Annotated in this window: 25 protein-coding genes; 5 read left to right on the forward strand and 20 right to left on the reverse strand. The window is 70.4% G+C overall.

Annotated features, from left to right (window positions below; all coding sequences use genetic code 11):
* Positions 1-78: 78 nt before the first annotated feature.
* Entirely contained in the window at positions 79-444 is a 366-nt protein-coding gene (locus tag G3I71_RS02590; protein WP_164312223.1) for a hypothetical protein, read from the forward strand.
* Between the two features lie 98 nt (positions 445-542).
* Here G3I71_RS02590 and G3I71_RS02595 read toward each other — a convergent pair whose 3' ends face one another.
* Positions 543-734, reverse strand: a complete 192-nt coding sequence (locus G3I71_RS02595; protein ID WP_203729127.1) for a hypothetical protein — start codon at positions 732-734, stop codon at positions 543-545.
* 215 nt (positions 735-949) lie between these two features.
* On the opposite strand from G3I71_RS02595, the gene G3I71_RS52185 reads away from it, so the two are divergent.
* Both G3I71_RS52185 and G3I71_RS52190 read left to right on the forward strand, forming a co-directional pair.
* Positions 950-1,081 (forward strand): hypothetical protein, encoded by a 132-nt coding sequence (locus G3I71_RS52185; protein WP_275409148.1) that lies wholly within the window; start codon positions 950-952, stop codon positions 1,079-1,081.
* Between the two features lie 46 nt (positions 1,082-1,127).
* Positions 1,128-1,259, forward strand: coding sequence for a hypothetical protein (locus G3I71_RS52190; protein ID WP_275409149.1), 132 nt, complete (start codon positions 1,128-1,130; stop codon positions 1,257-1,259).
* 117 nt (positions 1,260-1,376) lie between these two features.
* On the opposite strand, the gene G3I71_RS02605 is transcribed toward G3I71_RS52190, so the two are convergent.
* Genes G3I71_RS02605 through G3I71_RS02615 form a run of 3 tightly spaced genes read right to left on the reverse strand, consistent with a single transcriptional unit; the run spans position 1,377 to position 2,220 of the window.
* Entirely contained in the window at positions 1,377-1,754 is a 378-nt protein-coding gene (locus G3I71_RS02605; protein WP_164312076.1) for a hypothetical protein, read from the reverse strand.
* On the reverse strand, positions 1,751-1,951 hold the full coding sequence (locus G3I71_RS02610) for a hypothetical protein (protein WP_164312225.1): 201 nt from the start codon (positions 1,949-1,951) through the stop codon (positions 1,751-1,753). Before G3I71_RS02610 ends, G3I71_RS02605 begins: the two co-directional genes overlap by 4 nt.
* On the reverse strand, positions 1,948-2,220 hold the full coding sequence (locus tag G3I71_RS02615) for a hypothetical protein (RefSeq protein ID WP_164312226.1): 273 nt from the start codon (positions 2,218-2,220) through the stop codon (positions 1,948-1,950). Before G3I71_RS02615 ends, G3I71_RS02610 begins: the two co-directional genes overlap by 4 nt.
* A 301-nt stretch (positions 2,221-2,521) precedes the next feature.
* Here G3I71_RS02615 and G3I71_RS02620 point away from each other — a divergent pair, with 301 nt between their 5' ends.
* Entirely contained in the window at positions 2,522-2,773 is a 252-nt protein-coding gene (locus G3I71_RS02620; protein WP_164312227.1) for a GntR family transcriptional regulator, read from the forward strand.
* A gap of 53 nt (positions 2,774-2,826) precedes the next feature.
* On the opposite strand, the gene G3I71_RS02625 is transcribed toward G3I71_RS02620, so the two are convergent.
* Together G3I71_RS02625 and G3I71_RS02630 are read right to left on the reverse strand one after the other, a co-directional pair.
* Entirely contained in the window at positions 2,827-3,183 is a 357-nt protein-coding gene (locus G3I71_RS02625) for a hypothetical protein (RefSeq protein WP_164312228.1), read from the reverse strand.
* Positions 3,180-3,641, reverse strand: coding sequence for a prevent-host-death family protein (locus tag G3I71_RS02630; protein ID WP_164312229.1), 462 nt, complete (start codon positions 3,639-3,641; stop codon positions 3,180-3,182). Before G3I71_RS02630 ends, G3I71_RS02625 begins: the two co-directional genes overlap by 4 nt.
* A gap of 231 nt (positions 3,642-3,872) precedes the next feature.
* Here G3I71_RS02630 and G3I71_RS02635 point away from each other — a divergent pair, with 231 nt between their 5' ends.
* Positions 3,873-5,015, forward strand: coding sequence for a Fic family protein (locus G3I71_RS02635; RefSeq protein WP_164312230.1), 1,143 nt, complete (start codon positions 3,873-3,875; stop codon positions 5,013-5,015).
* 265 nt (positions 5,016-5,280) lie between these two features.
* Here the strand turns inward: G3I71_RS02635 and G3I71_RS02640 are convergent, their stop codons facing one another.
* The 14 genes from G3I71_RS02640 to G3I71_RS02705 all read right to left on the reverse strand — a co-directional run bounded on the left by G3I71_RS02640 (position 5,281) and on the right by G3I71_RS02705 (position 20,627).
* Positions 5,281-6,324: a Rieske 2Fe-2S domain-containing protein gene (locus tag G3I71_RS02640; protein ID WP_239148817.1), complete on the reverse strand. Its 1,044-nt coding sequence runs from the start codon at positions 6,322-6,324 to the stop codon at positions 5,281-5,283.
* 177 nt (positions 6,325-6,501) lie between these two features.
* Positions 6,502-7,218 carry a hypothetical protein gene (locus tag G3I71_RS02645; RefSeq protein ID WP_164312231.1) on the reverse strand — a complete coding sequence of 239 codons (717 nt, stop codon included), beginning with the start codon at positions 7,216-7,218 and terminating at the stop codon, positions 6,502-6,504.
* A gap of 142 nt (positions 7,219-7,360) precedes the next feature.
* Complete coding sequence (gene fabG / locus G3I71_RS02650) at positions 7,361-8,077, reverse strand: 3-oxoacyl-ACP reductase FabG (RefSeq protein WP_164312385.1); 717 nt, start codon at positions 8,075-8,077, stop codon at positions 7,361-7,363.
* A gap of 98 nt (positions 8,078-8,175) precedes the next feature.
* Entirely contained in the window at positions 8,176-9,741 is a 1,566-nt protein-coding gene (locus G3I71_RS02655) for an MFS transporter (RefSeq protein WP_239148819.1), read from the reverse strand.
* A complete protein-coding gene (locus G3I71_RS02660; protein ID WP_164312232.1) occupies positions 9,729-11,231 on the reverse strand; it encodes an adenylosuccinate lyase family protein in 1,503 nt (500 codons plus the stop codon). Before G3I71_RS02660 ends, G3I71_RS02655 begins: the two co-directional genes overlap by 13 nt.
* Entirely contained in the window at positions 11,222-13,294 is a 2,073-nt protein-coding gene (locus G3I71_RS02665) for an FAD/NAD(P)-binding domain-containing protein (protein ID WP_164312233.1), read from the reverse strand. Before G3I71_RS02665 ends, G3I71_RS02660 begins: the two co-directional genes overlap by 10 nt.
* Positions 13,291-14,217, reverse strand: coding sequence for an NAD(P)-dependent oxidoreductase (locus G3I71_RS02670; protein WP_164312234.1), 927 nt, complete (start codon positions 14,215-14,217; stop codon positions 13,291-13,293). The genes G3I71_RS02665 and G3I71_RS02670 overlap by 4 nt, the downstream gene beginning before the upstream one ends.
* Before the next feature lie 5 nt (positions 14,218-14,222).
* Entirely contained in the window at positions 14,223-14,834 is a 612-nt protein-coding gene (locus G3I71_RS02675; protein WP_164312235.1) for a hypothetical protein, read from the reverse strand.
* Entirely contained in the window at positions 14,831-16,519 is a 1,689-nt protein-coding gene (locus G3I71_RS02680) for a class I adenylate-forming enzyme family protein (protein ID WP_164312236.1), read from the reverse strand. Before G3I71_RS02680 ends, G3I71_RS02675 begins: the two co-directional genes overlap by 4 nt.
* Positions 16,506-17,276, reverse strand: a complete 771-nt coding sequence (locus G3I71_RS02685) for a hypothetical protein (RefSeq protein WP_164312387.1) — start codon at positions 17,274-17,276, stop codon at positions 16,506-16,508. Before G3I71_RS02685 ends, G3I71_RS02680 begins: the two co-directional genes overlap by 14 nt.
* 2 nt (positions 17,277-17,278) lie before the next feature.
* A complete protein-coding gene (locus G3I71_RS02690; protein ID WP_164312237.1) occupies positions 17,279-18,556 on the reverse strand; it encodes a beta-ketoacyl-[acyl-carrier-protein] synthase family protein in 1,278 nt (425 codons plus the stop codon).
* The gene (locus G3I71_RS02695; RefSeq protein ID WP_164312238.1) at positions 18,546-18,830 is read right to left on the reverse strand and encodes an acyl carrier protein; all 285 of its coding nucleotides are present in this window, start codon (positions 18,828-18,830) and stop codon (positions 18,546-18,548) included. The genes G3I71_RS02690 and G3I71_RS02695 overlap by 11 nt, the downstream gene beginning before the upstream one ends.
* Entirely contained in the window at positions 18,827-19,102 is a 276-nt protein-coding gene (locus G3I71_RS02700; RefSeq protein WP_203729129.1) for an acyl carrier protein, read from the reverse strand. Before G3I71_RS02700 ends, G3I71_RS02695 begins: the two co-directional genes overlap by 4 nt.
* A gap of 127 nt (positions 19,103-19,229) precedes the next feature.
* Positions 19,230-20,627 carry a class I adenylate-forming enzyme family protein gene (locus G3I71_RS02705; protein WP_164312239.1) on the reverse strand — a complete coding sequence of 466 codons (1,398 nt, stop codon included), beginning with the start codon at positions 20,625-20,627 and terminating at the stop codon, positions 19,230-19,232.
* Between the last annotated feature and the right edge of the window lie 6 nt (positions 20,628-20,633).

A 20,633-nucleotide genomic window follows, 5' to 3' on the forward strand; every position in this document is an offset into this window, starting at 1 on the left:
GTCGGAAACTGAGCGTGGCCCGAGGGGAGGAGAGGAGAAGGGGAGGAGAGGAACGCGCCCGTCGGGCAGGATGGCCTCATGACAAAACTGTCCGAACGGTCTACCGGTTGTGCCTCTTCTGGTTCGGTGCTGTCGTTGTGGTCCCAGGACTCCGTGTTGTCGATCGGCTCGGTGGGGTCGGTACTGTCCGTGGGGTCTGTCGGTTCGGCCCTGTCGATCGGCTCCATCGGAAGTGCCCTGTCGGTCGGCTCGATCGGGTCCGCCCTGTCGCTGATCTCGACCGGGTCATGGCTGAGCACAGGGTCGTTGTTCTCCGCCCAGTCGCGGTGGTCGGTGCTGTCCTGGCGTTCCTCAGGGGGTTTCCTGGCCGCGGGAGCGGTGGGGGCGGCGGCCGGGGGCGCCCTGCTGCTGATGCTGCACAGGGCGGAAACCGGCACCGAATAGCCCGGGTCAGAGCCCCCGCGCTCGGAACTGACGCACAGTCATCTCACCTCGGTGGAAACGGCGGTGCCCACCGAGAAGCCGAACCGGACGGGCCTGTCCTACTCGTCAGAACCCCCGTTGCTGCTGCCGTTCCTGCCTTTGGTGTCCATCTTGCTCACCACCCGGCCCGCCGCCAGGGTCGCGGTGGCCACCGCGCGCACCCAGGGCGGTCCACCCAGCGCGGCCCACACGACACAGACACATCCGCCGACGGCCAGCACAAGGACGCCGAACAGTAGATACAACAGCATGCTCATCTCCCTCTTTCCGTTCCGGTACGCGCATCCTCGCAGCCCGCGTGGTCCGGGGCGGGACCGATCCCAGCTGTGGAGAGCGAGTTGAGCCCCCGGCGGTTCACTCGCGGGAGCAACTCCGGGCGCGCCGAGGGGAATCCGCCGATCATCACTCGGCGCGGCGAGCAGAAAGCCGTCGTGATCGACATCCAGGAGTACAGGAGTACCAGCGCGTGCGCGAGATCGCGGAGAACGCCGAGGAGGCGTGGCTCAACCGACTGGCCGACGAAGCCGAGTCCGAGGGCACGGAGGGACCGGTCTCGCTCGAGGAGATGGCCGCCTTGCCGCGTGCTCGACAGGGCTGACCTCGTGGGGTACGTCACGAGCTGCACGCCGCACGCTCAGCGGAACATGCTCGAGGTTCTGCGCCCGGATGCCCTGCGTACCCTGTACCGCCTCACCGAACTCGAGAAGGCGCTGGAGGTCGGCGACATCGCGGCCTTCTACCGCGCACGGCCTCAACTTGCATACCCTGTGCGGTAGTCGGCGCCAACGGGAGGCGGCACCTCCGCGAGGTGTCACGGAGGTGCCGGATCGAACTGTCGCCTCGGACATGGTCATGAGGGCGAGTGTGCCCACGCCCATGACTCCAGACGATTCCTACTGGGCTTCCCTCGTCGGGGCCGGGTGGTGGCAGGCGCAGGTGCACACGAGGTAGTGCACGCCGAGTACGCCGGTGTCGCGGGGTTCGGAGTCCTGGCAGCGGGGGTGCTGGCTCAGGACGCAGCGGGGGGAGCGGAAGGGGGGTTCCGGTGTCCAGGTCGGCGCGTGGGGGTGGGGCTTCGTCGGCCCCTGTCCCTCGCCGAGGTCCGCTCCGCCGACGAGGGGGATGAGGTACCAGCGTGCGCCCTTGGTGTCCTGGTGGTCGCCCTCGTGTCCCTTGGGGAGGATGCACGCGCCGCTCTCGCTGAGGATCGGTGCGCGGTAGAACAGCGAGGCGCGGATCGTGTCGCATGCGTCGGTGGGCTGAGTGGTCATCCGGCACCTCCGTCGTACGCCTGGCGGTACGCGTCCCACAGCCCTTGTCCGTTTCCGCACCCGTCCTGGGCTTTGCGGACGCGCTTGCAGTCGTCGCACTTGCGGGCGTGCTCGAACCACCGCCGGTAGGCGTGCAGCATCGGCAACTCGGCCTGCCGTACGGTGGCTTGGACCCTGGTACCCCTTTGGCCGGTCATCGGGCCCTCACCGCACTCAGCTCGGCGTGGATGTCCCGGGTGTCGACGTCGATGCCGAAGTCCACGGCCAGCACGGTGATCGCCCGGCGGCGCAACCGCACCGCCCGCTCTCGCGCTGCCCAGTACGGACGTACACGGGCCGTACGGGGTGCGCCGACAGCAGCCGCTCCCGGAACCGCGTCCGTGAGTGCGGGCAGGTACGGCCGGGACAGTCGGGATGCCGAACCATCCAGGGGTGCCCGGTCGGTGCTGTACGGCGACCGGCGCACAGCAGGCATCCACACCGACAAGTGGGCAATATCTCCGGCGTTCTTACTGGTTACGACGTTCCAGGTCGGTTCTGGTGTCGCCCTGCGCCTCCTGCCGGTAGCTGGAAGCACCCAGCACAACAAGGGGAGTAGCACCCCGATCAGTACAGCCGCGCTACGCTCGCGCATGTCGTCAACTCCTACGGTTGGTGGCCGCGCCCCCGGACGTTCGCCGCGTCGCGGGGGTTTGTCATCTACCGAGGATACGCGCATTCGCGCATTCGCGGTCGCCCGGTTTCGCGAAGACGCATACGTTCGAGTCATGGATCTCGACCGGGGCAAGCCTGTATGGACCCAAATCGCCGGTGAGCTGCGGCGCAGGATCGATGCGGGCGCCTACGTTCCCGGTGCGCGTTTCCCTGCCGTAGTGGATCTCGCCGCAGAGTTCGACGTCGCGGCGTCAACGATTCAGAAAGCTGTGGCCGCACTGCGCGCGGAGGGCAGACTCCGCACCGTGCTGGGACAGGGCTCATTCGTCGCGGACGCACCCACACTCGGGCGAGCCGTTTCCTGAGAGGCTCCCGGACGCCGGTGAACGCGGGCTGCGCGTGTTCCGTGCGACGTGGTTCAGCTGTCGGTGTCCTTGGGGTGCCGGGTGGAGGCGTGGACGAGGTGCACGGTCCGGCGGGGTTGGTCGACGAGATAGCGGACACGGCCGCCGGCGGTGACCTCGTACTCCCACTGTGGGTATTCCGTGCCGCCGAGAGTGGCGGTGGCAAGGCGTCCGCGGAGCCTGTGCTGGCGGTCGGGGTCGTTCGTGGAGAGCGGGCCGGTGCGCAGTGCCTCGTAGCGGCGCCGCGTGTTACCTGGGGCTTCGGTGCACAGGTCGCCCCAGCCTTTGGCCGCGTCGTTCGTGGCGAATCGGAGGCGCCATTCGTTGCCGATCGGCGGTGGTGGGACGTCGTCGCCGCGTTTGGGGCTCACGGAGCGGGTACCTCGCCGTGGTCCTCGTCCCGGAGCGGGGTGGTCAGCTGCGCCGTCAGGTCGGGGTCCGCGAGGATTCTGGCGGTGGCGCGCCATTCGACTATGACCCGGTGCAGGTTGGTGTGCACGTCCAGTTCTGCGGCGTCATGGGTCGCGTTGACGAGGTCGACGACGAACTCGCGAACTTCCTCCGTCGACAGGTGCCGAGTCCACGGAAAGACCTCGGGCAGGGCAAGCAGAATCGCGCGGGCGCCCTCGTCACTGCTGATCAGGGCCGCGAACAGCCGGGCGGTGACGTCGGCGGTCTCCTCGCGCTGGCGGTCGTGCCGCTCGGTGGTGAGGTACAGGTCCTCGCCGTCACGGCGCGTTACATGGACACGCTGGGCGCGTTCGACGGTTTCGGCGACCCGCTTGGAGTTCTTCGACAGATCAGAGAACGAAACGGCCAGAGTGGACATAGGGGAAGCGTATTTCGGAATACGTTCCGAAGTCAAGGAGGGGTGGTCGGGGAGGTCGACAGACCCCCCTGGCGCGCCCCCGGAATCGACGCTTCCGGCGACGGGCGGAATTGTGCGTACCACCGCTGTAGCGCCCTGATCCCCTTCTCGTGCGGGGGAGGGTCGGGCGGGGCTGGTGGATCTTGTGGCTGATCAGATACTGCGACCCTACGTGTGCTGTAGTGTTGAGGAGTGCTCTTCGCGACGCCTTCACTGACCACGGACGACCGCCGCGTCATCGACGAGATCGAGACGCTCCGCACCGAGTTCCGCCACCGGCTTGCCCAGCCCCGCCGCTGGGAGGGGCAGCTCCGCCGCTCGCTCACCGCGGCCGCTGTTCGGGGATCGACCCACATCGAGGGTTACACGATCAGCGCCGAAGACGCCGAGACCCTGATCGCCGGCGGGGACATCTCCCCCGAGACCGACGGGGCCACTCTCAACGCCGTCATCGGCTATCGCGATGCCCTTACGTACATCCAGCACGCTGCGGAATTCCGAATCTTCTCCTGGGATCACACCCTGCTCTCGGCCCTGCACTTCATGATGGCCAGGGGCGTCGACCGGGAGGTGCGTCCCGGCGAGTACCGCACCAGTGGCGTCTGGGTCTCAGGCGGCCCGGGCCGCCCGCCGGTCTACACCGCCCCGGACCCCGAGCAGGTGCCCGAGCTGATGGACGAGCTCGTCCACTGGCTCGCCGAAGGAGACCTGGACACCCCGGCCCTCGTAAGGGCCTCCATGGCCCACTTCAACCTCGTCTCCATCCACCCCTGGCGCGACGGCAACGGCCGGATGTCCCGCGCCGTCCATACCCTCGTTCTGGCGCGCGAGGGCATCCTCGCCCCCGAGTTCTCCAGCATCGAGGAGTGGCTCGGCGCGGACGCGTACAACACCCTGGAGTACTACGGCGCCCTGCGCGATGTCCAGCACGGCTCCTGGCAGCCGGAACGTGATGCCGCCTCCTGGATCAGGTTCTGCCTCACCGCCCACCACCTCCAGGCCCAGGAAGTCCAGCGCCGTTTCGAAGCGGCGGCCCGGCTCTGGTTCCGTCTGGAGCGTCTTGCCGAGCAGCACCGCCTCGGTGAACGCACTGTCTCCGCCCTGTACGCCGCTGCCGAGGGGCACCTGCGGCGCACCACCTACCAGGCGGAGGAAGCCCTCACCCGCGACCAGGCTCTGGCCGACCTCCGCACCCTGCGTCGCCTGGACCTCGTCGAGTCCGTCGGTCACGCCCGCACCCAGCGCTACATCGGGGGTTCCGTGCTTCGCGAGATCCGCAACGAGGTCCACGCGGAGGTGCACGCCGACCTGTACCGAGAGCCGTACCGTCAGTAGTGAGGGGTGGATGCGATCAGACGCGTTCCGTCGGATTGGTCGCGGGTCAGCGGATCGTCTTCGGGATGTCGAGGATCGTCGCTCCGGGCATGGTCGTGAGGGCCCTCCCGTACCGGGCCCCAACTCGATCTGGTGTCAAAGGAGTTCATGCCCGGGCTTCTGTCGGAAAGGGGTGGAGTGGTGGCAGGGTGACGGGAGTTGTCGATGGTCGGTCACAAGGGCCGACCGCTCGTGGGCGAGCCCACCGGACAGAAGCCAGGGGTGATCAAGCTCCGCCCTCTTGCGTCCCCGTCCGGACCGGCTCGGCGCTCTTCTTCGGCCCGTCGACTCCCGTCCCGACCCCGTCCGACAGGCTCGCCTGCCGCGCCCCCGGAATCGGCACCGGCACGTCCGACGGCGGGTAGAACTGCGCGTACCACCGCCGCAGCGCCCCGATCCCCTTCTCGTGCGGGAGCAGGACCGGGCGGGCCTGGTGGATCTTGTGGTCCCAGATCTCTACCTCCTCCCGTACCTCGCCCAGCGCTTCCGCGCGGAAGACGAGTTTGAGGGCGGGCGTCAGGAAGGGGAAGTGGGCCGGTTTGCGGAGGTAGTACAGCATCCGGAGTTCGCTCGTGCGGTCGTCGATCGGCGTGGTGAGGGCGACCGCGGTCACCGACAGGACGGGACCGTGGACGCGGACCACCATGACGCCCGGGCCGTACATGAACGCGTCGAAGGTGTTGTTGATGTCCCAGCGCAGAACGCGTCGTGCGATGCGGCCGCGGGCCTCGGCGTACGGGCCGTCCTGGCGCCAGTCCTGGACGGGGGGTTCGCTCTGGCCGTGGATGAAGTGGAAGTGGGACTCGTCGACGATGTTCTCGCGCATCTCCTGGACGTGGACGCGCGCCCGGCAGGTGTCGTCGATCGGGGTGGCGTAGTCCTTGGACCCCGTCTCGGGGATTTCCGGTACCTCCCACGACGGCTCGCCCGGTCCGGTGTGGACGAGGACGAGTCCGCTGTGTTCGCGGACCGGGAATCCGCCGAGGGACACCTTGGGGGTGTGGGTGGCGAACGGTGCCTCGACGCAGCTGCCGTCCGCGCCGAACCGCCAGCCGTGGAACGGGCACACCACCGTGCCGTCCACGACCTTGCCGCCGGCGCCCAGGTGCGCGCCGTAGTGGGGGCAGTGCGCGTCCCGGACGGTCGCCCGTCCGTCGGCTCCCCGGAAGGCGATGAGTGCGCGTCCGAAGTAGTGGAGGCTGACGACCTTGCCCGGCCGTAGTTCGGTGCTGCGGAGTACGGCGTACCAGCCGTACGGAACGAACGGCATCGGATACTCGTCGGCTCGGGGGTCGCGAGGGAGGGACGCGACCGTGTCATGACTCCGCCATAAGCGCATGCGGCGATGCTAAGGGCTCGATCAAGGTGAAGGTGTTCCGACGAGAGGACGGCTCCGTCGGTGACGGGGTCGTCCTTGTCCTTGCTCGTGTCTTCTCGTAGCTGTTCCTCAGCGTTCCCGGTCGGCGGTCTTCCGTGGATCGGCCGCCAGGATGAGGTCGGTGAACCGCTGTACCTGTTCCTCGACGGGCTGGTCGAGGACGGTGAGCAAGTCGAATTCGTATGTGTCCGTATGCTCTCCCGGTCCTCGGACCTGGTGGAACTGGACATCAACACCCTCTGGCCTTGCGAGTGTCGCGGGGAGGCCGGGCTGTTCGCGTCGTGGCGAGACACTCGTGAGGACGCAGCCCCAGCGTTCGAACCAACCGCTGTGCGCGAGGGCCTGTTCGAGAAGTCGGGCAATGGTGTCCACCGGCTCCTCCCAGGTGCGGTCCGTGGCGGCGCGCGCGAGTTCGGTCTCGTACTGGGCGGTGTCGAAGTGGAGGTCCGCCGGCACGGCAGTCAGGTCGCTGGTGTTCTCCCAGGCGTCCCAGATCACCCGGTCGCCCTCGCGGCGAATGGTGACGTACAGGGCGCCGCAGCAGCCGGCCGTGCAGACCGGCTCGGTGATCATGATTCTGCGGGGTTCCTCCGTGACCGCCAGCGGCCAGCTTTCGGCCGGGCCCGTCCAGTCTCGGCAACCGTGTGCCACCCCTTCCGGGTGGACCTCCTTCAGGACGTCCACGCCGTCGACGAGAGGCCTCACCTCGGCCCAGGGACCTTCCGCCCAGTCGTTCGGAATCCTGTGCTGCAAAGTCAGGGTACTGATCGTCAGCTGCTCGGCCATACACACATGATCGGTGGACGCCGCGTAGCCGCACACTCGTTTTCTGGGTGCGAGCACGGGACGGCCGCTTCGCCGGCTTCGGTCGGTCAGCCCGCTGTCGGGCTCTGCGGGACCTCCGGCCCCCGTACCCGCCCGCCTCGTCTCAGTGCCCCAGCCCCGCACCCCCGTCCACCGGAATCACCGCCCCCCGCACATACCCCGCCCCCGACAGGAACGCCACCGCGTCCGCGACCTCGTCCGGGCGGGCGAGGCGGCCGGCCGGGGTCTGGCGGAGAAGGTCGCGGCGCTGGTCGGGAGTGAGGGCGCTGCTCATGTCCGTTTCCGTGAGGCCGGGGGCCACCACGTTGCAGGTGATGTCCCGGGGGCCCAGTTCACGGGTGAGGGAGCGCGCGAAACCGATCAACCCCGCTTTGGCCGCCGCGTAGTTGGTCTGGCCGGCGGAGCCGTGCAGGGCCGCCGTGGAGGAGATGAGGACGATACGGCCGTGGCCCTCGCGGAGCATGCCGCGTACCGCGCGCTGGGTGACGCGGAAGGCCCCGGTGAGGTTGGTGTCGATGACCGAGGTGAAGTCCGCCTCCGTCATCCGCACCAGCAGGCGGTCGTTCGAGGTGCCCGCGTTGGCCACCAGGACCGTCACCGGGCCGTGTGCCGCCTCGACCTCCTTGAAGGCCCGGTCGATCTGCTGACTGTCCGTCACATCGCAGCGTACGGACAGGAATCCTTCCGACTCGGGGGGCGGCTCACTTCGGTACGTCACCGCGACCCGGTCGCCCGCTCTCGCGAAACGGCGGGCTATGGCCAGCCCGATCCCCCTGTTTCCGCCGGTGACGAAGACCGAACGGGGCGTCGCCTGCGCCATCATGGCTTCCCTCTCCATGTCCCTCTCCTCCTCCGGCACCACCGGTATGGACACCGGCACGGACAGCGGCATCGGTATAGGTGTCGGTGTCGGCATCGTCATTTCCTCGTGCGTGTGCGCAGGCCCGTCACCGACACCGCGAAGCCGATGAGTGCCAGGGCGGCGATGGAGAGGGTGGCGGCGTACATCGCGTCGAGGAAGGCCCGGTCGGCCGTCGACGCCAGTTCCGGCAAGTGGAGGGAATCGGCCAGCGAGCGGGCCGCCTCGGCCGATGTGCGGGCCTGTTCCGCGGACGCTGGGGGCAACTCCCTTACGGAATCAGGGAGTTCAGCGGTGTCCGACATCCGTGACCGGTACACCCCGGAGAGGATCGAACCGGCCATCGCCACCCCCAGCGTGCCGCCGACCTGACGTGTGACGCTGTTGATCGCCGAGCCGGCGCCCGCGAGTTGCGGCGGTACCCCGCTCATCATCACGGCGGTGACCGGCGTACCGACCAGGCCCATGCCGAAGCCCTGGATCCACAGCAGCGCGGCGATGAACCAGAGAGGGGTTCCGCCGTCCAGCCAGGCGTACGCGATGTACGTGACCGCCGTGGCCAGGACTCCCGCCGCCACCGTCCAACGGGCCGTCAGGCGGCGGCTCATCGCGGGGGACGCCTGGCTGCCCAGGACGATGCCGATCGCGGCGGCGATCATCATCAGTCCGGCGTCGGAGGGAGACAGACCGCGCGGGCCCTGGAGGTAGAAGGCCGCGTAGAAGAGGTGCCCGGCCAGTGCCATGAACGCGATCAGCAGCACCACGCTCCCCGCCGCGAACCCCGGCTGCCGGAACAGCCGTACGTCCAGGCTGGGGGCGGGTGACCTGCGCTGAGCGGCGACGAACGCGGCGAGCAGCGCGCCGCCCAGGAGGAGGGGGAGGAGGACGTGGGGGCCGAACCAGGTCCGGCCGTTGCCCAGTTCGATGATTCCGTACACGACCCCGCCCAGGCCCAGGACCGACAGGGTCATACCGGGGAGGTCCAGCTGTCTGCGCCGCGGCGCCTTCAACTCCGGTACGACGGCTGCCACTCCGGCCATGCACAGCGCCACGATCGGCACGTTGACGAGGAACACCGAGCCCCACCAGAAGTTGCTGAGCAGCGCGCCGCCGACCACCGGGCCCACGGCCACCCCCAGGCCGCTGGACGAGCTCCAGATCGCGATGGCCCGGGTGCGTTTCTCCTCCGGGGTGCTCTGCACGATCACCGACAGCGTCGCCGGCATCAGCAGTGCGCTGCCCGCGCCCATCACGGCCCGTGCCACGATCAGCCAGCCGGGCGACGAGACGAAGGCACCGGCTCCCGAGGCCACGCCGAACAGAGCCAGGCCCGCGAGGAGCGTGGTCCGGGGGCCGAAGCGGTCCGCCAACGCACCGCCCGCGAAGAGGGCGCCGGCGAAGACGAGGGTGTAGGCGCTCGCCACCCACTCCAACTCGGCCGGGGTCGCGCCCAGTCCGTCGGCCGGGTCGGCCAGGGTGGTGACGGCGACGTTGAGGACCGAGGTGTCCAGCCAGATCAGCATCTGCGCGCACACCACGACCAGGAGGACGGGCCACGAGGGCCGCCGGGTGGCCTTCCCTCCGGCTTCCGCTCCGATCAGCTTGCTCGCTCTCACTTCGCCCATCGGACGACGCCTCCCTTGTCCTTATCGCTGTCCCTGTCCCTGTCCCTGTTCTCGCACTCGTTCGCGTTCCCGTCCGCGTATGCGCGCAGTGCTCGGTCGATCAGTGCGTCCGACGCGCCCGTGTAGTGGGTCGGGTCGAGCAGGTCCGACAGGTGGGCGGGGGTGAATCCGGTTGCCAACTCCGGGTGTGAGGAGAGGAGTTCGTTTAGTGGACGGCCGGTGGTGGCCGACTCCGCCGAGGCTGTCGACAGGAGCTTCTTCGCCCTCGCCTTGCCGAGCACCGGGGCGAGTACGACCGCCAGTCGCTCGGTGACGACGGCTCCGCCGGTCAGTTCGAGGTTGGCCAGCATGCGGTCCGGGTGGACGATCAGGCCCTCCGCCAGCTCCACCGCCGTGTGCGCCGCACCGCCCGTCAGCCGCAGTGCCTCCCGGAGCGGCTGCCACTCGGCGTGCCATGCCCCGGCCGGGCGTTCGTCCTCCGCCAGCAGGCACTGGGCCAACACCAGTGCGTACGCGGGGACTTGGCGAGCCGCCGACACGATGAGGGTGGCGAGGGCGGGGTTGCGTTTCTGTGGCATCGCGGACGAGGCGCCTCGTCCCTCCGCCGCCGGTTCGGAAACCTCGCCGATCTCCGTACGGGACAGCGTCTGCACGTCCAGCGCGAACTTGCCGAGCGCCCCGGTGACCAGCTGAAGTGCCGCGCCCAGCTCGGCGATCGGCGTGCGTACCGTGTGCCACGGCAGCGTCGGCTCGGCCAGCCCGAGGGCCTTCGCGAACGGGGCCAGCAACTCGACTCCGCCCTCACCCCTGTACGCCCCGGCCCCGCCGTCCAAGGTCGCGTACTCGCGATACGCGGCCAACGTGCCCGCCGCGCCGCCCAGTTGTGCCGGCAACGCGGACGCCACCGCCCGTACTCTCGTGCGGGCGTCCGTGACGAGTTGGAGCCAGCCCGCCGCCTTCAGGCCGAGGGTGGTGGGTACCGCGTGCTGGGTCAGGGTGCGGCCCGCCAGGACGGTGTGGCGGTGGGTTTCGGCGAGCGCGGCCAGGGCGGCGGCGGTGCGTTCGAGGTCGGTGGCGATCAGGGTGAGTACGCGGCGGGCGATCAGCATGGCCGCCGAGTCGAGGATGTCCTGGCTGGTCGAACCCCGGTGTACGTACTCGGAGGCGGCCGGGTCCTTGGCGGCGACCGCCTCGGTGAGGGCCGTGACGAGGGCGACGACCGGGTTGGCGGCGGCGCGGGCCGCGTACGCCAGGGCGACCAGGTCGAGGCGGTCCGTGTGGGCCTCCGAGGCGATCGTCGCCAGTGCCTCGGCCGGGGTCAGTCCGACCTCGAACTGGGCCTGCGCCAAGGCCACTTCCGCGTCCAGCATGGCCTGGAGCCAGGCCTCGTCGGTCACCTCGGCCGCCGCGGGCGTACCCGCCCAGGTGGGCGCGAGCAGCCCCGCGTCGGTACCCACGGAGGCAGAAGCCGTTCTCCCGTTCATGAGCATCGACTCCCTGTGCCGGAGATGAGAGGAGGGTCGGTCAACTCAAGTGTCTGAGGGGGCACTTCGGATCCCTCCCGGCCCAGCCCGAGTACCGCCCGCGCTATCGCGTCCGAGTCCTCCAGCGTCACCGAGCCCACACCGGGTCTGATGCCGACCGCCGTCACCCAGCGCACCCCCTCTGTCGGCACCCCGAAGGCGAACCGGCGCGGGTGTGGCCGCCCCGACGCTTCCAGCACCCGGGGCGCACCGTCGGTCACCGCCATCCCGCCCGTCTCGTGGGTCTCTTGCGTCTGGTGGCCGCCCGGACGGTACGGGACACACCCGCCTTCCGCCAGCAGCCCCCGCAGCAGCGGACTGGCGCTGCGCCGCAGGTCGATGTCGGGCAGCCGCGCCTCGACCAGTGCCCTCACCAGCACCGGCGCCTGCGACACCCCCTCCGCGTCCACGAGGAAACCGGCCTGCCCGAACCCGCCTTCACCGTCGGTCGGACGCACCCGCATGCCTGGACCGACCACGTGCAGCACCTCGGCCTCGATCAGCGCGATCAGCTGCTCGATCCGGAACGCGGGCGGGCCGATCGACGTGAACGCGTTCAACGGCGTGTACCAGCCGTCCAGTTCGGCCCGGTACGACTCACCGGCGACCCCGCCGTGGTCGACCACCAGCCGGACCTCGTTGCGCAGGTCGCGCAGCGCGTCCAGAGCTGCCTTCAGCGGGCCGTTCACATTGCCGAGGCGGGCGGCGGCGACGTCCTGCCGGAGATACCCCAGCAGCCAGTCCCGGAAGTCGGCGCGGTCCGTGAAGTGCCGGTTCCCGTAAGGCTGTTCAACGCGCCGCCAGTCCCAGCGCTCGCCCGGCGGTACGTCGTACCGGTCGAGGAGGACCGGCTCGGACTCGCGGCCCGCGAAGCAGGACCGTACGAACTCCGCTGCCGCCCAGGGGCCTTGGGCGGCCCGGATCCACGCCTCGTAGTAGACGGTCCGGACCTCGCGGTCGATCAGGGGCCAGATGTCCGTACGGAAGCCGACGGGACGTCGCCGCAGACCGGCGATGATCTCCGGGGTCAGGAATCGGGGGTGGTGGCGGCCGAGCGCGCCCTTCTCGTTCTCGCCGCGTGCGTGGTACGGCACTCCGCGCCGCGAACCGGCGTACAGCACAGGCTCGTTGCCGCTCGGGATGTACACGAGCCCGGCACCCTGGCCGTCCTGGTCGTCGCCCTGCTTGAACGTGCCGCCGCGGCCCTCGGTGAGCAGGGCCAGCTGATCGAAGAAGTTCAGGCCGAGTCCGCGCAGGGCGACCGGGGTGCCGGGCCGGAGGGCGCTCAGGTCGGCGTCGGCCGGGTTGGCGGGACCCACGTAGGCCACCCCGGAACCGGAACCGGAACCGGAACCTGAATCTGAATCTGAATCTGAATTTGAACCGGCACGTGCGTGGCGGGCGGTGAAGGAGCGCAGGTCCTGTTCCTCCGGGCTCGGGGTCGACTCCCCGTGACCCAGGGCCAGTACGACCGCGTCCAGGCGGGTGAGCCGTTCGCCGTCCGCCAGGGTCACCGATTGTCTGCTGTCCGGGTCATCGGCCAGCGCGGTCGCGGTCGTCCGGTGCGTGTGGACGGTGACCTCGGGCGGGGCGGTCCGTAAGAGGTGCCGGAGAACCCACTCCAGGTAGTGGCCGTGGAAGGCGCGGGTCGGGTAGGTGTCCGGGCCGAGGCGTCGGGCCTCCGCCAGGACGGGGGCCGGGTACGCCTCGGGGCCCAGGGCGCGCGCCCACTCGTACAGACTCGGGCCCGGAACCGACGGGCCCGCGCACGGCACGCTGTCGTCGGCGAACAGGGTCACCTGGGAGGCGACCGTGTTCATCAGCAACTCGGGCGGCTGGTCGGTGCGCCACACCGCGCCGGGGCCGGGTGGGTACGGGTCGACGAGGTGGACCACGACCGGGCGGTCGGCCTCGCCCGCGTTGGCGCAGAGCCGCTCCAGCACCGAGAGGCCGCGAGGACCGGCGCCGATCACGCACACGACGACGGCATCGCGGGCGTCACCCGAAGAGCTTGGTCCGGGTCCGGTCATTCCTGGCCCAGCCCGTCGCGCCAGCTCGGCCGCAGCGGCTTCCAGCCCAGTTCCGTACGCGCCCGGGCGTTGGACGCGCCGGCCGCCGCGGTGAGCTGGTGGGTCATGAACCAGCCGAGCAGCCGGGGTGCCATCGCCGCCGGAATCGTGCGCGGCGGCGGGGCGTCCAGTGCGCGGGCGAAGTGGGGCAACCACTGGGCGGCCGGGGCCGGTTCGTCGTCCGTGATGTGGAAGGCGCCGGTGGCCTCCGACTCCACGGCCGCCACCGCCGCCCCCACGGCGTCCTCCACATGCAGGAACGAGGTGATCCCGGCCCCGCCCTCGGGCAGCGGCAACTTCCCGGCCAGCACCCGTTGTCCGGTCCCGCCGGTGCGCGCGTACGCGGTGCCGGGGCCGTACAGCGTCCCGTACCGCAGCACCAGCCCGCTCAACCCGGCCGAGACATCAAGGACTTGGGCCTCCAACTCGGCCACGGCCCGTACGGTGGCCGCCCAGCCGAGGTCCGGGGCTTCCACGTACAGGGGCGCGTCCTCGTCGACGACCGGGTCTCCCGTCGGCGCGGCGGCGAAGGCGATGGACTGCGCGACCAGCCGCCGGGCACCGGCCGCGCGAGCCGCCGCGAGCAGGTTGGCGGTGCCCTCGGTGCGCAGTCGCGCGGTCTGCGCGAAGGCCTCCGGTGGGTCGTCGCGCAGCAGCCGCAGCGCCGACAGCTGATGGACGACCACCTCGGGTCGTACGTCCGTCACGCCGGCCAGCAGCGCTTCCCGGTCGAGGGCGTCGGCGACCACGATCGCGTCCGCTTCCGGAGCGCGGGCCCGGGACTCCTCCCTTACCAGCGCGCTCACCTGGTGTCCCCGCGCCCGCAGCGCGCCCACCAGCGGATGTCCGACCACTCCGGTGGCTCCGGCGACAAGTATCCGCACGGCGTTCAGTCCTCCGTACCGTCGGTGACGTCAGTAAGGGGTGTGCGCACGCGCATCAGCAGGCGGCACGCCTTGTCGCCGTCGCGCAGACAGGTCTCGGCGCGGTTCTCGGTCAGGGTGACGCCGAGGCCCTCGGACCAGCCCGCGTGGATGTCGGTGCAGGGGCATCGGTAGCCGTCCAGTGAACCGGCCATCCGCACCATGGTGACGGCGAAGCTGCGGCGGAGAGTGAGGACGATCAGGCCGTCGTCATCGGTCGTGTCCTCGACCTCCGTGGAGGCGTTGCGCAGTTCCGGCGGGAACATACGGTCGCCGCAGTCGTCGTACCGGCGGCGCAGTTCCTCCAGGTCCTTGTGGGTGTCGCCGGTGGCGGGGAGCGGGCCGGCCAGGCGGCCGACGCGCTGTCCGACGTGCGTCGCGACCTTGCGCAGGGCCTCGGCGTTGAGCTCGTTCGCGGCCTCCTGCCCGAACCGGCTCGCCACTCCCTGGTACCAGTTCGCGTCGTGCTGCCACCACAGCCGGTACGCCTCCCCGGCCCTGGCACGGTAGTTGACGTCCTCGGTACCCGTGCCCGCACCTGTGCTTGCGCCCGCGCCCGCACCTGTACCCGTGCTCATCGCCGCTCCTTGGCCGAGGAGGCGGCGAAGCGGTCGCGCATCACTCGCTTGAGGACCTTGCCGGTGGCGCCCTTGGCGACGTCGTCGGGCTTCATGCGCAGGGCGCGGGTGACAGGGGGGAATCCGGCGGCCTGGAGGGCTGTGTTGACCCGGACGGTCAACTCGCCGTCATCGCCGCCCTCCTCATCGGAGAGTTGGAGCAGTGCGTAGGCGTGTGCCACTCCGTCGCCGTCCCAGTCCGCCCGAACACCGTCGTCGGCGACTCCGACGACCGTGCAGTCGGCCAGCTCGGGGAGTTCGCGGAGCAGGAGTTCCTCGGTGCGGGTGCTGAAGACGACGCCGGCGGAGGTGCGGATGGCGTCCGGGGCGCGGTCGAGGTGGTAGAAGTTGCCGTCCTCGTCCTGGTGGGCGAGGTCGCCGGTGAGCCAGTACCCGCCGAGGCGCATCCGGTTCCAGGTCAGCGAGTCGTTCCAGTAACCGGGCGTGAGGGTAGGGGACTTGAGGCCGAGGCGGCCGATTTCGCCGGGTGGCAGCGGGGTGCCGTCCTCGGCGAGCACGGCGGCCTCGGCGAAGCTGATCGGCCTGCCGACGCAGCGCGAGTAGGCCGAGGTGTCCTTGGTGTGACGGTTGTGGAAGACGGAGTAGCCGGCCTCGGAGGAGCCGAGCCCGTCGACGAAGACGGAGCCGTCCAGCCGTACGCGCCGCAGGTCCTTGCCGATCGTCTGGTGGCTGCCGTGCTGCACGAGGGCCCGGATGTGCGCCTCGTGCGCCGCGTCACCGGTGTTGAACCACACCTGCACGCTGGACAGGTCGCGGGTCGTCAGGTCCTCGGCGGCCATCTCGTCGAAGGTCCCGGCGAAGGCCAGCACGGTGGTGGGCCTGAACTCCTCGATGGCGTCCAGTACTTCGGTGCCGCGTTGGCTGGAGAGGAGTTTTATGTCGGTGCGCAGGAGCAGGCAGTACAGGAGCGTTGCCACCATCGCGTTGTGCGCGCCGGGCAGCCCGACCAGGGTGCGTTCCATGTCGGTGCCGGTGGAGTAGCGCAGGCGGTGCAGCTGCGCGTACATCAGTGTCCGGTGGGTGTGCGGAACCCCCTTGGGCATACCGGTGGTTCCGGACGAGTGCGAGATGAGCACCGGGTCGGTGGGGTCGTGCCGGTACGGGTAGGAGGGCGGGAGCGAGGCGCGGTGTTCGGGTCGGATGTCGGCGGCGGTCGCGCAGAAGCCCAGGTCGGAGTCCGATTCCGTGTCCGAAGCCCTCGACGCCAGTACCTCGTGGTGCTCGGGGTCCGTGAAGGCACCGACGGCGCCCTGCCGTCGTACGTACTCCCGCGCGATGTCGGGCGCGAGGTTGCCGTTGACGAAGGACGGGATCGCACCGATCGACGTCAGCGCCAGGAAGTTCACCGCGAACTCGGCGCTGGAGCAGGAGTGGAGGGCGACGGGGTCGCGGGGGCGCACACCCTGGGCGGCGTACCAGCCCGCGTAGGTCTCGACGACCTCCCGCAACTCCCCGAGGGTGAGATGTGTGGGGCAACTGCCGTCGGGCGCCTGCCAGTTGCCGTCCATGCGGAGTACGACCTCGTCGCGTGGACGGTCGTACTCCGTCAGACGGGCCAGGATGTTACCGGCGCCCAGTTCGGTGTCGGAGCAGATCCGGGCCCGCTCCTGCCTACTGATGAGCATGGGTGGAGGTCTCCGTCTCGGTACGTGGTTCGGCGTGGGCGGTGGCCAGCTCGAACAGGCTCTGGATGCTGCCGAGTTGCCTGGCCGGGCCGGTGGACCCCGTGGACCTGGTCGACACCTGTGCCCCGGTGGCGGCGTCGTCGCCCGGACGGCCGAGCAGCAGCGCCGCCGCCAGGCCGGCGGACTCCGGGAGGGCCGGTACCGGGCGCCCGCTGTGGGCTGCGGCCAGTTCGCGGTGCACGGCGGCCACACGTTCGCCGCCGCCCAGTTCCACGCCCAGTACCAGGACCCGGTCCAGCTCCGGGTCCTCCAGCAACAGGTCGGCCATGGCCAGGAGTTCGGTCAGCGGGTCGTCGAGGGTGGAGAGGCTGAACATCTGGCCGGTGATCCCGAACTCCCGGCTCATGTGTCCCAGCACCGAGTTGGCGGTGGCCTGCATGAACAGCAGCGGGTTGTGGACCCGTCCGGACACCATGCGCCGGCTGGCCAGGTCCGCGGTGGTGGTGTCACCCGCCAGGCTGGTCAGCGCCACGGCGGTACGGTCGCCGTCCCCGGGGTGCGCGGTCAGACACCTGCTGCTCACCTCGTACGCCAGCGGGCTGAACGCCGACTCCACGAAGCCGGGCAGCTTCGGCAGTGTGATGTCGTCGTCCCGGCCGGTGTTGTGGGTCGCGGTGGCGGCGGCGAGGACCGAGAGGGAGGAACGGAGCGTGGCCTCGTGGGTCGTGATCTCGTGCGTCGTGGTCTCGCGGATCATGGTCACGGCCGCTCCAGGAGGAGTGCGGTGTTGGCGCCCCCGAAGGCGGCGTTGATGGTGAGGGCCCGGCGGCAGTCGGCGGGGCGCGGCTCGTTCGGTACGTAGTCGAGGTCGCACTCCGGGTCGGGGCTGCCGTATCCGGCGGTCGGCGGGAGTACGCCGTCCAGCAGGGTCAGCATCGTGATCACGAACTCCACGACGCCCGCGGCTTCCAGGAGGTGGCCGGTGGTGCTCTTGGTCGAGCTGACCGGTATCGATCCGGCGCGCTCCGGGAAGGCGGCGCGCAGGCCCCGCGTCTCGGCGCCGTCGTTGTACTTGGTGCCGGTGCCATGGGCGTTGATGTAGCCGAGTGACGCTCCGTCCGGGTCCCCGGCCTGCCGCATCGCCTGCCGTGCGGCGCGGGCGAGGCCGGCGCCTTCCGGGTGCGGCTGGGCGATGTGGTGGGCGTCGGTGGCGGCGCCCCATCCGACGACGGACACGAGCGGCCGGGCCCCGCGCCGCCTGGCGTGCTCGGTCGACTCCAGTACGACGGCGGCGACACCGTCGCCCAGCAACAGCCCGCTGCGATCGGCACTGAACGGCCGCACCATGCCGTCCCGCGACAACGCCCGCCCGGAGTCGAACTTCCCGAAGGTCTCCTCCTCGACCAGATACCCACCCGCACAGACGGCGGTGTCGATCCGCCCGGAGGAGATCAGCCGGCAGGCGTGAATGATCGCGGCGGCGGAAGCGACACAGGCATTGGTGAAGGTCAGCCGCGGCCCGGTCAGCCCCAGGCCGTCGGCAAGCAACTCGGCCAGCTGAGCGGGCACGGCATCGGCGAGACTGTTCAACTCCGGTGCAGGCAGCGCCCCGACAGGGGCGGGGGGCTGGGACATTCGAGGCTCCGCCGCGTGGGCGCGACCAGCCACAACGGACCCGCGGCCGACATCCGACAACTCGCTCGGTACGAGATCTCCGGCGCGCCAATACCGGGTGACACTCCGATGATCCCCGGCAACCCCCAGAATCACCGCCGCCTCCGCACCCGCGCCCAACCCCGCCATGCCCAGCGCATCGGCACCACACCGCCGGAGTGCGTGCCGAAGCGCCCATCCCTCGACCGCCTCGGGACCGTCGGGAGCGGCGGCGGCGACCGCCGTCCGGTACGGCCCCGTGTCGAACCGCGTCGTAGGCCGGAACGCCGGCACCCCCGCGAACACGCCGCGCCGCAGAGCCTCCGCGCCCTCGCCGAACGCGGTCCGTACGCCGTATCCGGTCACCGTCACTTCACGCGTCATCCCCGGTGCCCCCCTTCTGGGCGGTACGCAGGTATGCGGTGAGCCGCCGGAGCGAGGTCAGTCCGGCGATGTCCTCGTCGGTGGGCTCGACGATCAGGCCGTACCGCTCCTCCACCACATGGAGCAGCCACACCAACCCGAGGGAGTCCAGGACCAGTTCGGCGTCCTCGCCGAGGTCGTCGGGCAGCCCCGGGAAGACCTTGCGGTCCGCGAGAAGCTCCCGTACGGAGTCGGCGGTGATGTCGGTGCCGGTGGCTCCCGTGCTCGTACTCATGCCTTCGCACCGCGGCGGACGACCTCGGTGACGAGCCCGCCGAGGGTCAGGGTGGCCAGGGGTTCGATGTCGGTGTCGGGGATCTCGACGCCGAACCGCGACTCCAGCCGCAGCGTGAGTTCGATCAGGCTCAGGGAGTCGACATCCAGGCCGCCGACGGTCACCGGGCTGTCGTCCGTGATGCCGTCGCGGCTCAGCAGGATGTTCATGTCGTCGATGACCGCGGTCAGGACGAACTCGCGGATCTCGTCTTCCAGGGTCGACGTAGTCATGATCAATTTCTCCAGGTGGGGGGTGAGCGCCCTGTGGGGGCGCGGGGTTGTGACTGTCTGCGGCTCCGCCGCGCGGGCGCGACAAGCCACGGACCTGCCTGCGGACAACAACCGTCAGTGGCTCGCCCTACCCGGCGGAGCGCAACATCGCGGCCTGCCGCACCAACTTCCCGTTGGACGTGCGCGGCAACGAATCCAGCAGCCGTACGACCCGGGGCACCTTGTAGTCGGCCAGCCGCTCCCGGCACCACCGCAACAGCTCCTCGGCGGAAGGCCGCTCGGCACCGGCGGTCACCGCGACATACGCCTCGGTCACGTCCTCGTGGACCAGGACCGCCTGTTCGACGGCCGGGTGCTCGCGGAGTACGTTCTCCACCTCGGTGAGGTCCACCTTGAGGCCGCCGATGACGACGAGGGAGTCGGCGCGCCCCCGCACCAGTACCGCGCCGTCGGCGTTCAGCGTGGCCCGGTCCCGGGTGTGGAGCCAGCCGTCGGTGTACTGGGCGCCGCCCGAGTCGAAGAGGTACGGCGACTCGTCGAGGGCGACGTCCAGTTCGCCCCGCGCGACCCGGACGGACACTCCCGGTGCCGCCCGGCCGACCGAGGGGCGCAGCGTGCCGCCGACGTCGATGGCGACGATGCCGGTCTCCGTGGTCCCGTACGCCTCGCCGACCTGGACGCCGTACTGACGCGCGAACCGGGCGGCGACCTGCGGGGGCATGATCTCGCCGCCCGACACCGCGATCCGCAGGTCGGGCAGCGCGGGGGGATCGGTGGCGGCGGCGAGCAGTTCGTAGTGCGTCGGTACGCCGAACAGGGCGGTGATCCGGTGCTCCAGCGCGGTCCGCAGCATGTCGCGGGCGGAGACGCGGGGGGCGAAGACGACGGAGACGCCGGCGGCCAGGGAGTACAGCAGGCCGCCGATCAGACCGAAGCTGTGGGCCGTCGAGCTGAGCAGCAGCAGCCGGTCGCCCTCGACCGGCATGCCCGGGACGCCGGCGAAGCGGTCCACCTCGGTGGCGAGCGACCGGGCGGTCCTGCCGATCACTTTCGGCCGTCCGGTGGAGCCCGAGCTGAACTGGACGAGACGGTGTCCGGTGGTGGCCGCGATGCCGGTTCGGCGCCGCTCGGTGACGACCTCGTACTCGGACCGGAAACCGAACGTGGCCCGGACGTTGGAACCGGCGCTGACCATGAACTGCGGCCGGCAGGACGCGCAGAGCGCCGCCACCTCGGGCGGCTTGAGCCGGAAGTCGAAGAGCAGCACCTGCGCGCCGAGCCGCCACAGGGCGAGCAGCACCTCGATCTGCGTGAAACTGGGCGGAGTCCGCAGCCCCACGGTGCTGCCCGGCCCGATGCCGTAACCGGCGAAGACGGCGGCCTGCTTGCCGACCCGCTCACGTAACTCGGCGCGGGTGAGCGTCTCCTGCTGATGCGTCAGATACGGCAGCCGGTCGTCGCGAGCGTCGAACGACTTCTGGACCAGGTCGGCGAGATCCGACCCCGGGTCTTCGAGTTCGCCCATCGGAAC

Source organism: Streptomyces sp. SID12501, from assembly GCF_010550245.1.
In the GTDB taxonomy this organism is placed as follows: Bacteria; Actinomycetota; Actinomycetes; order Streptomycetales; family Streptomycetaceae; genus Streptomyces.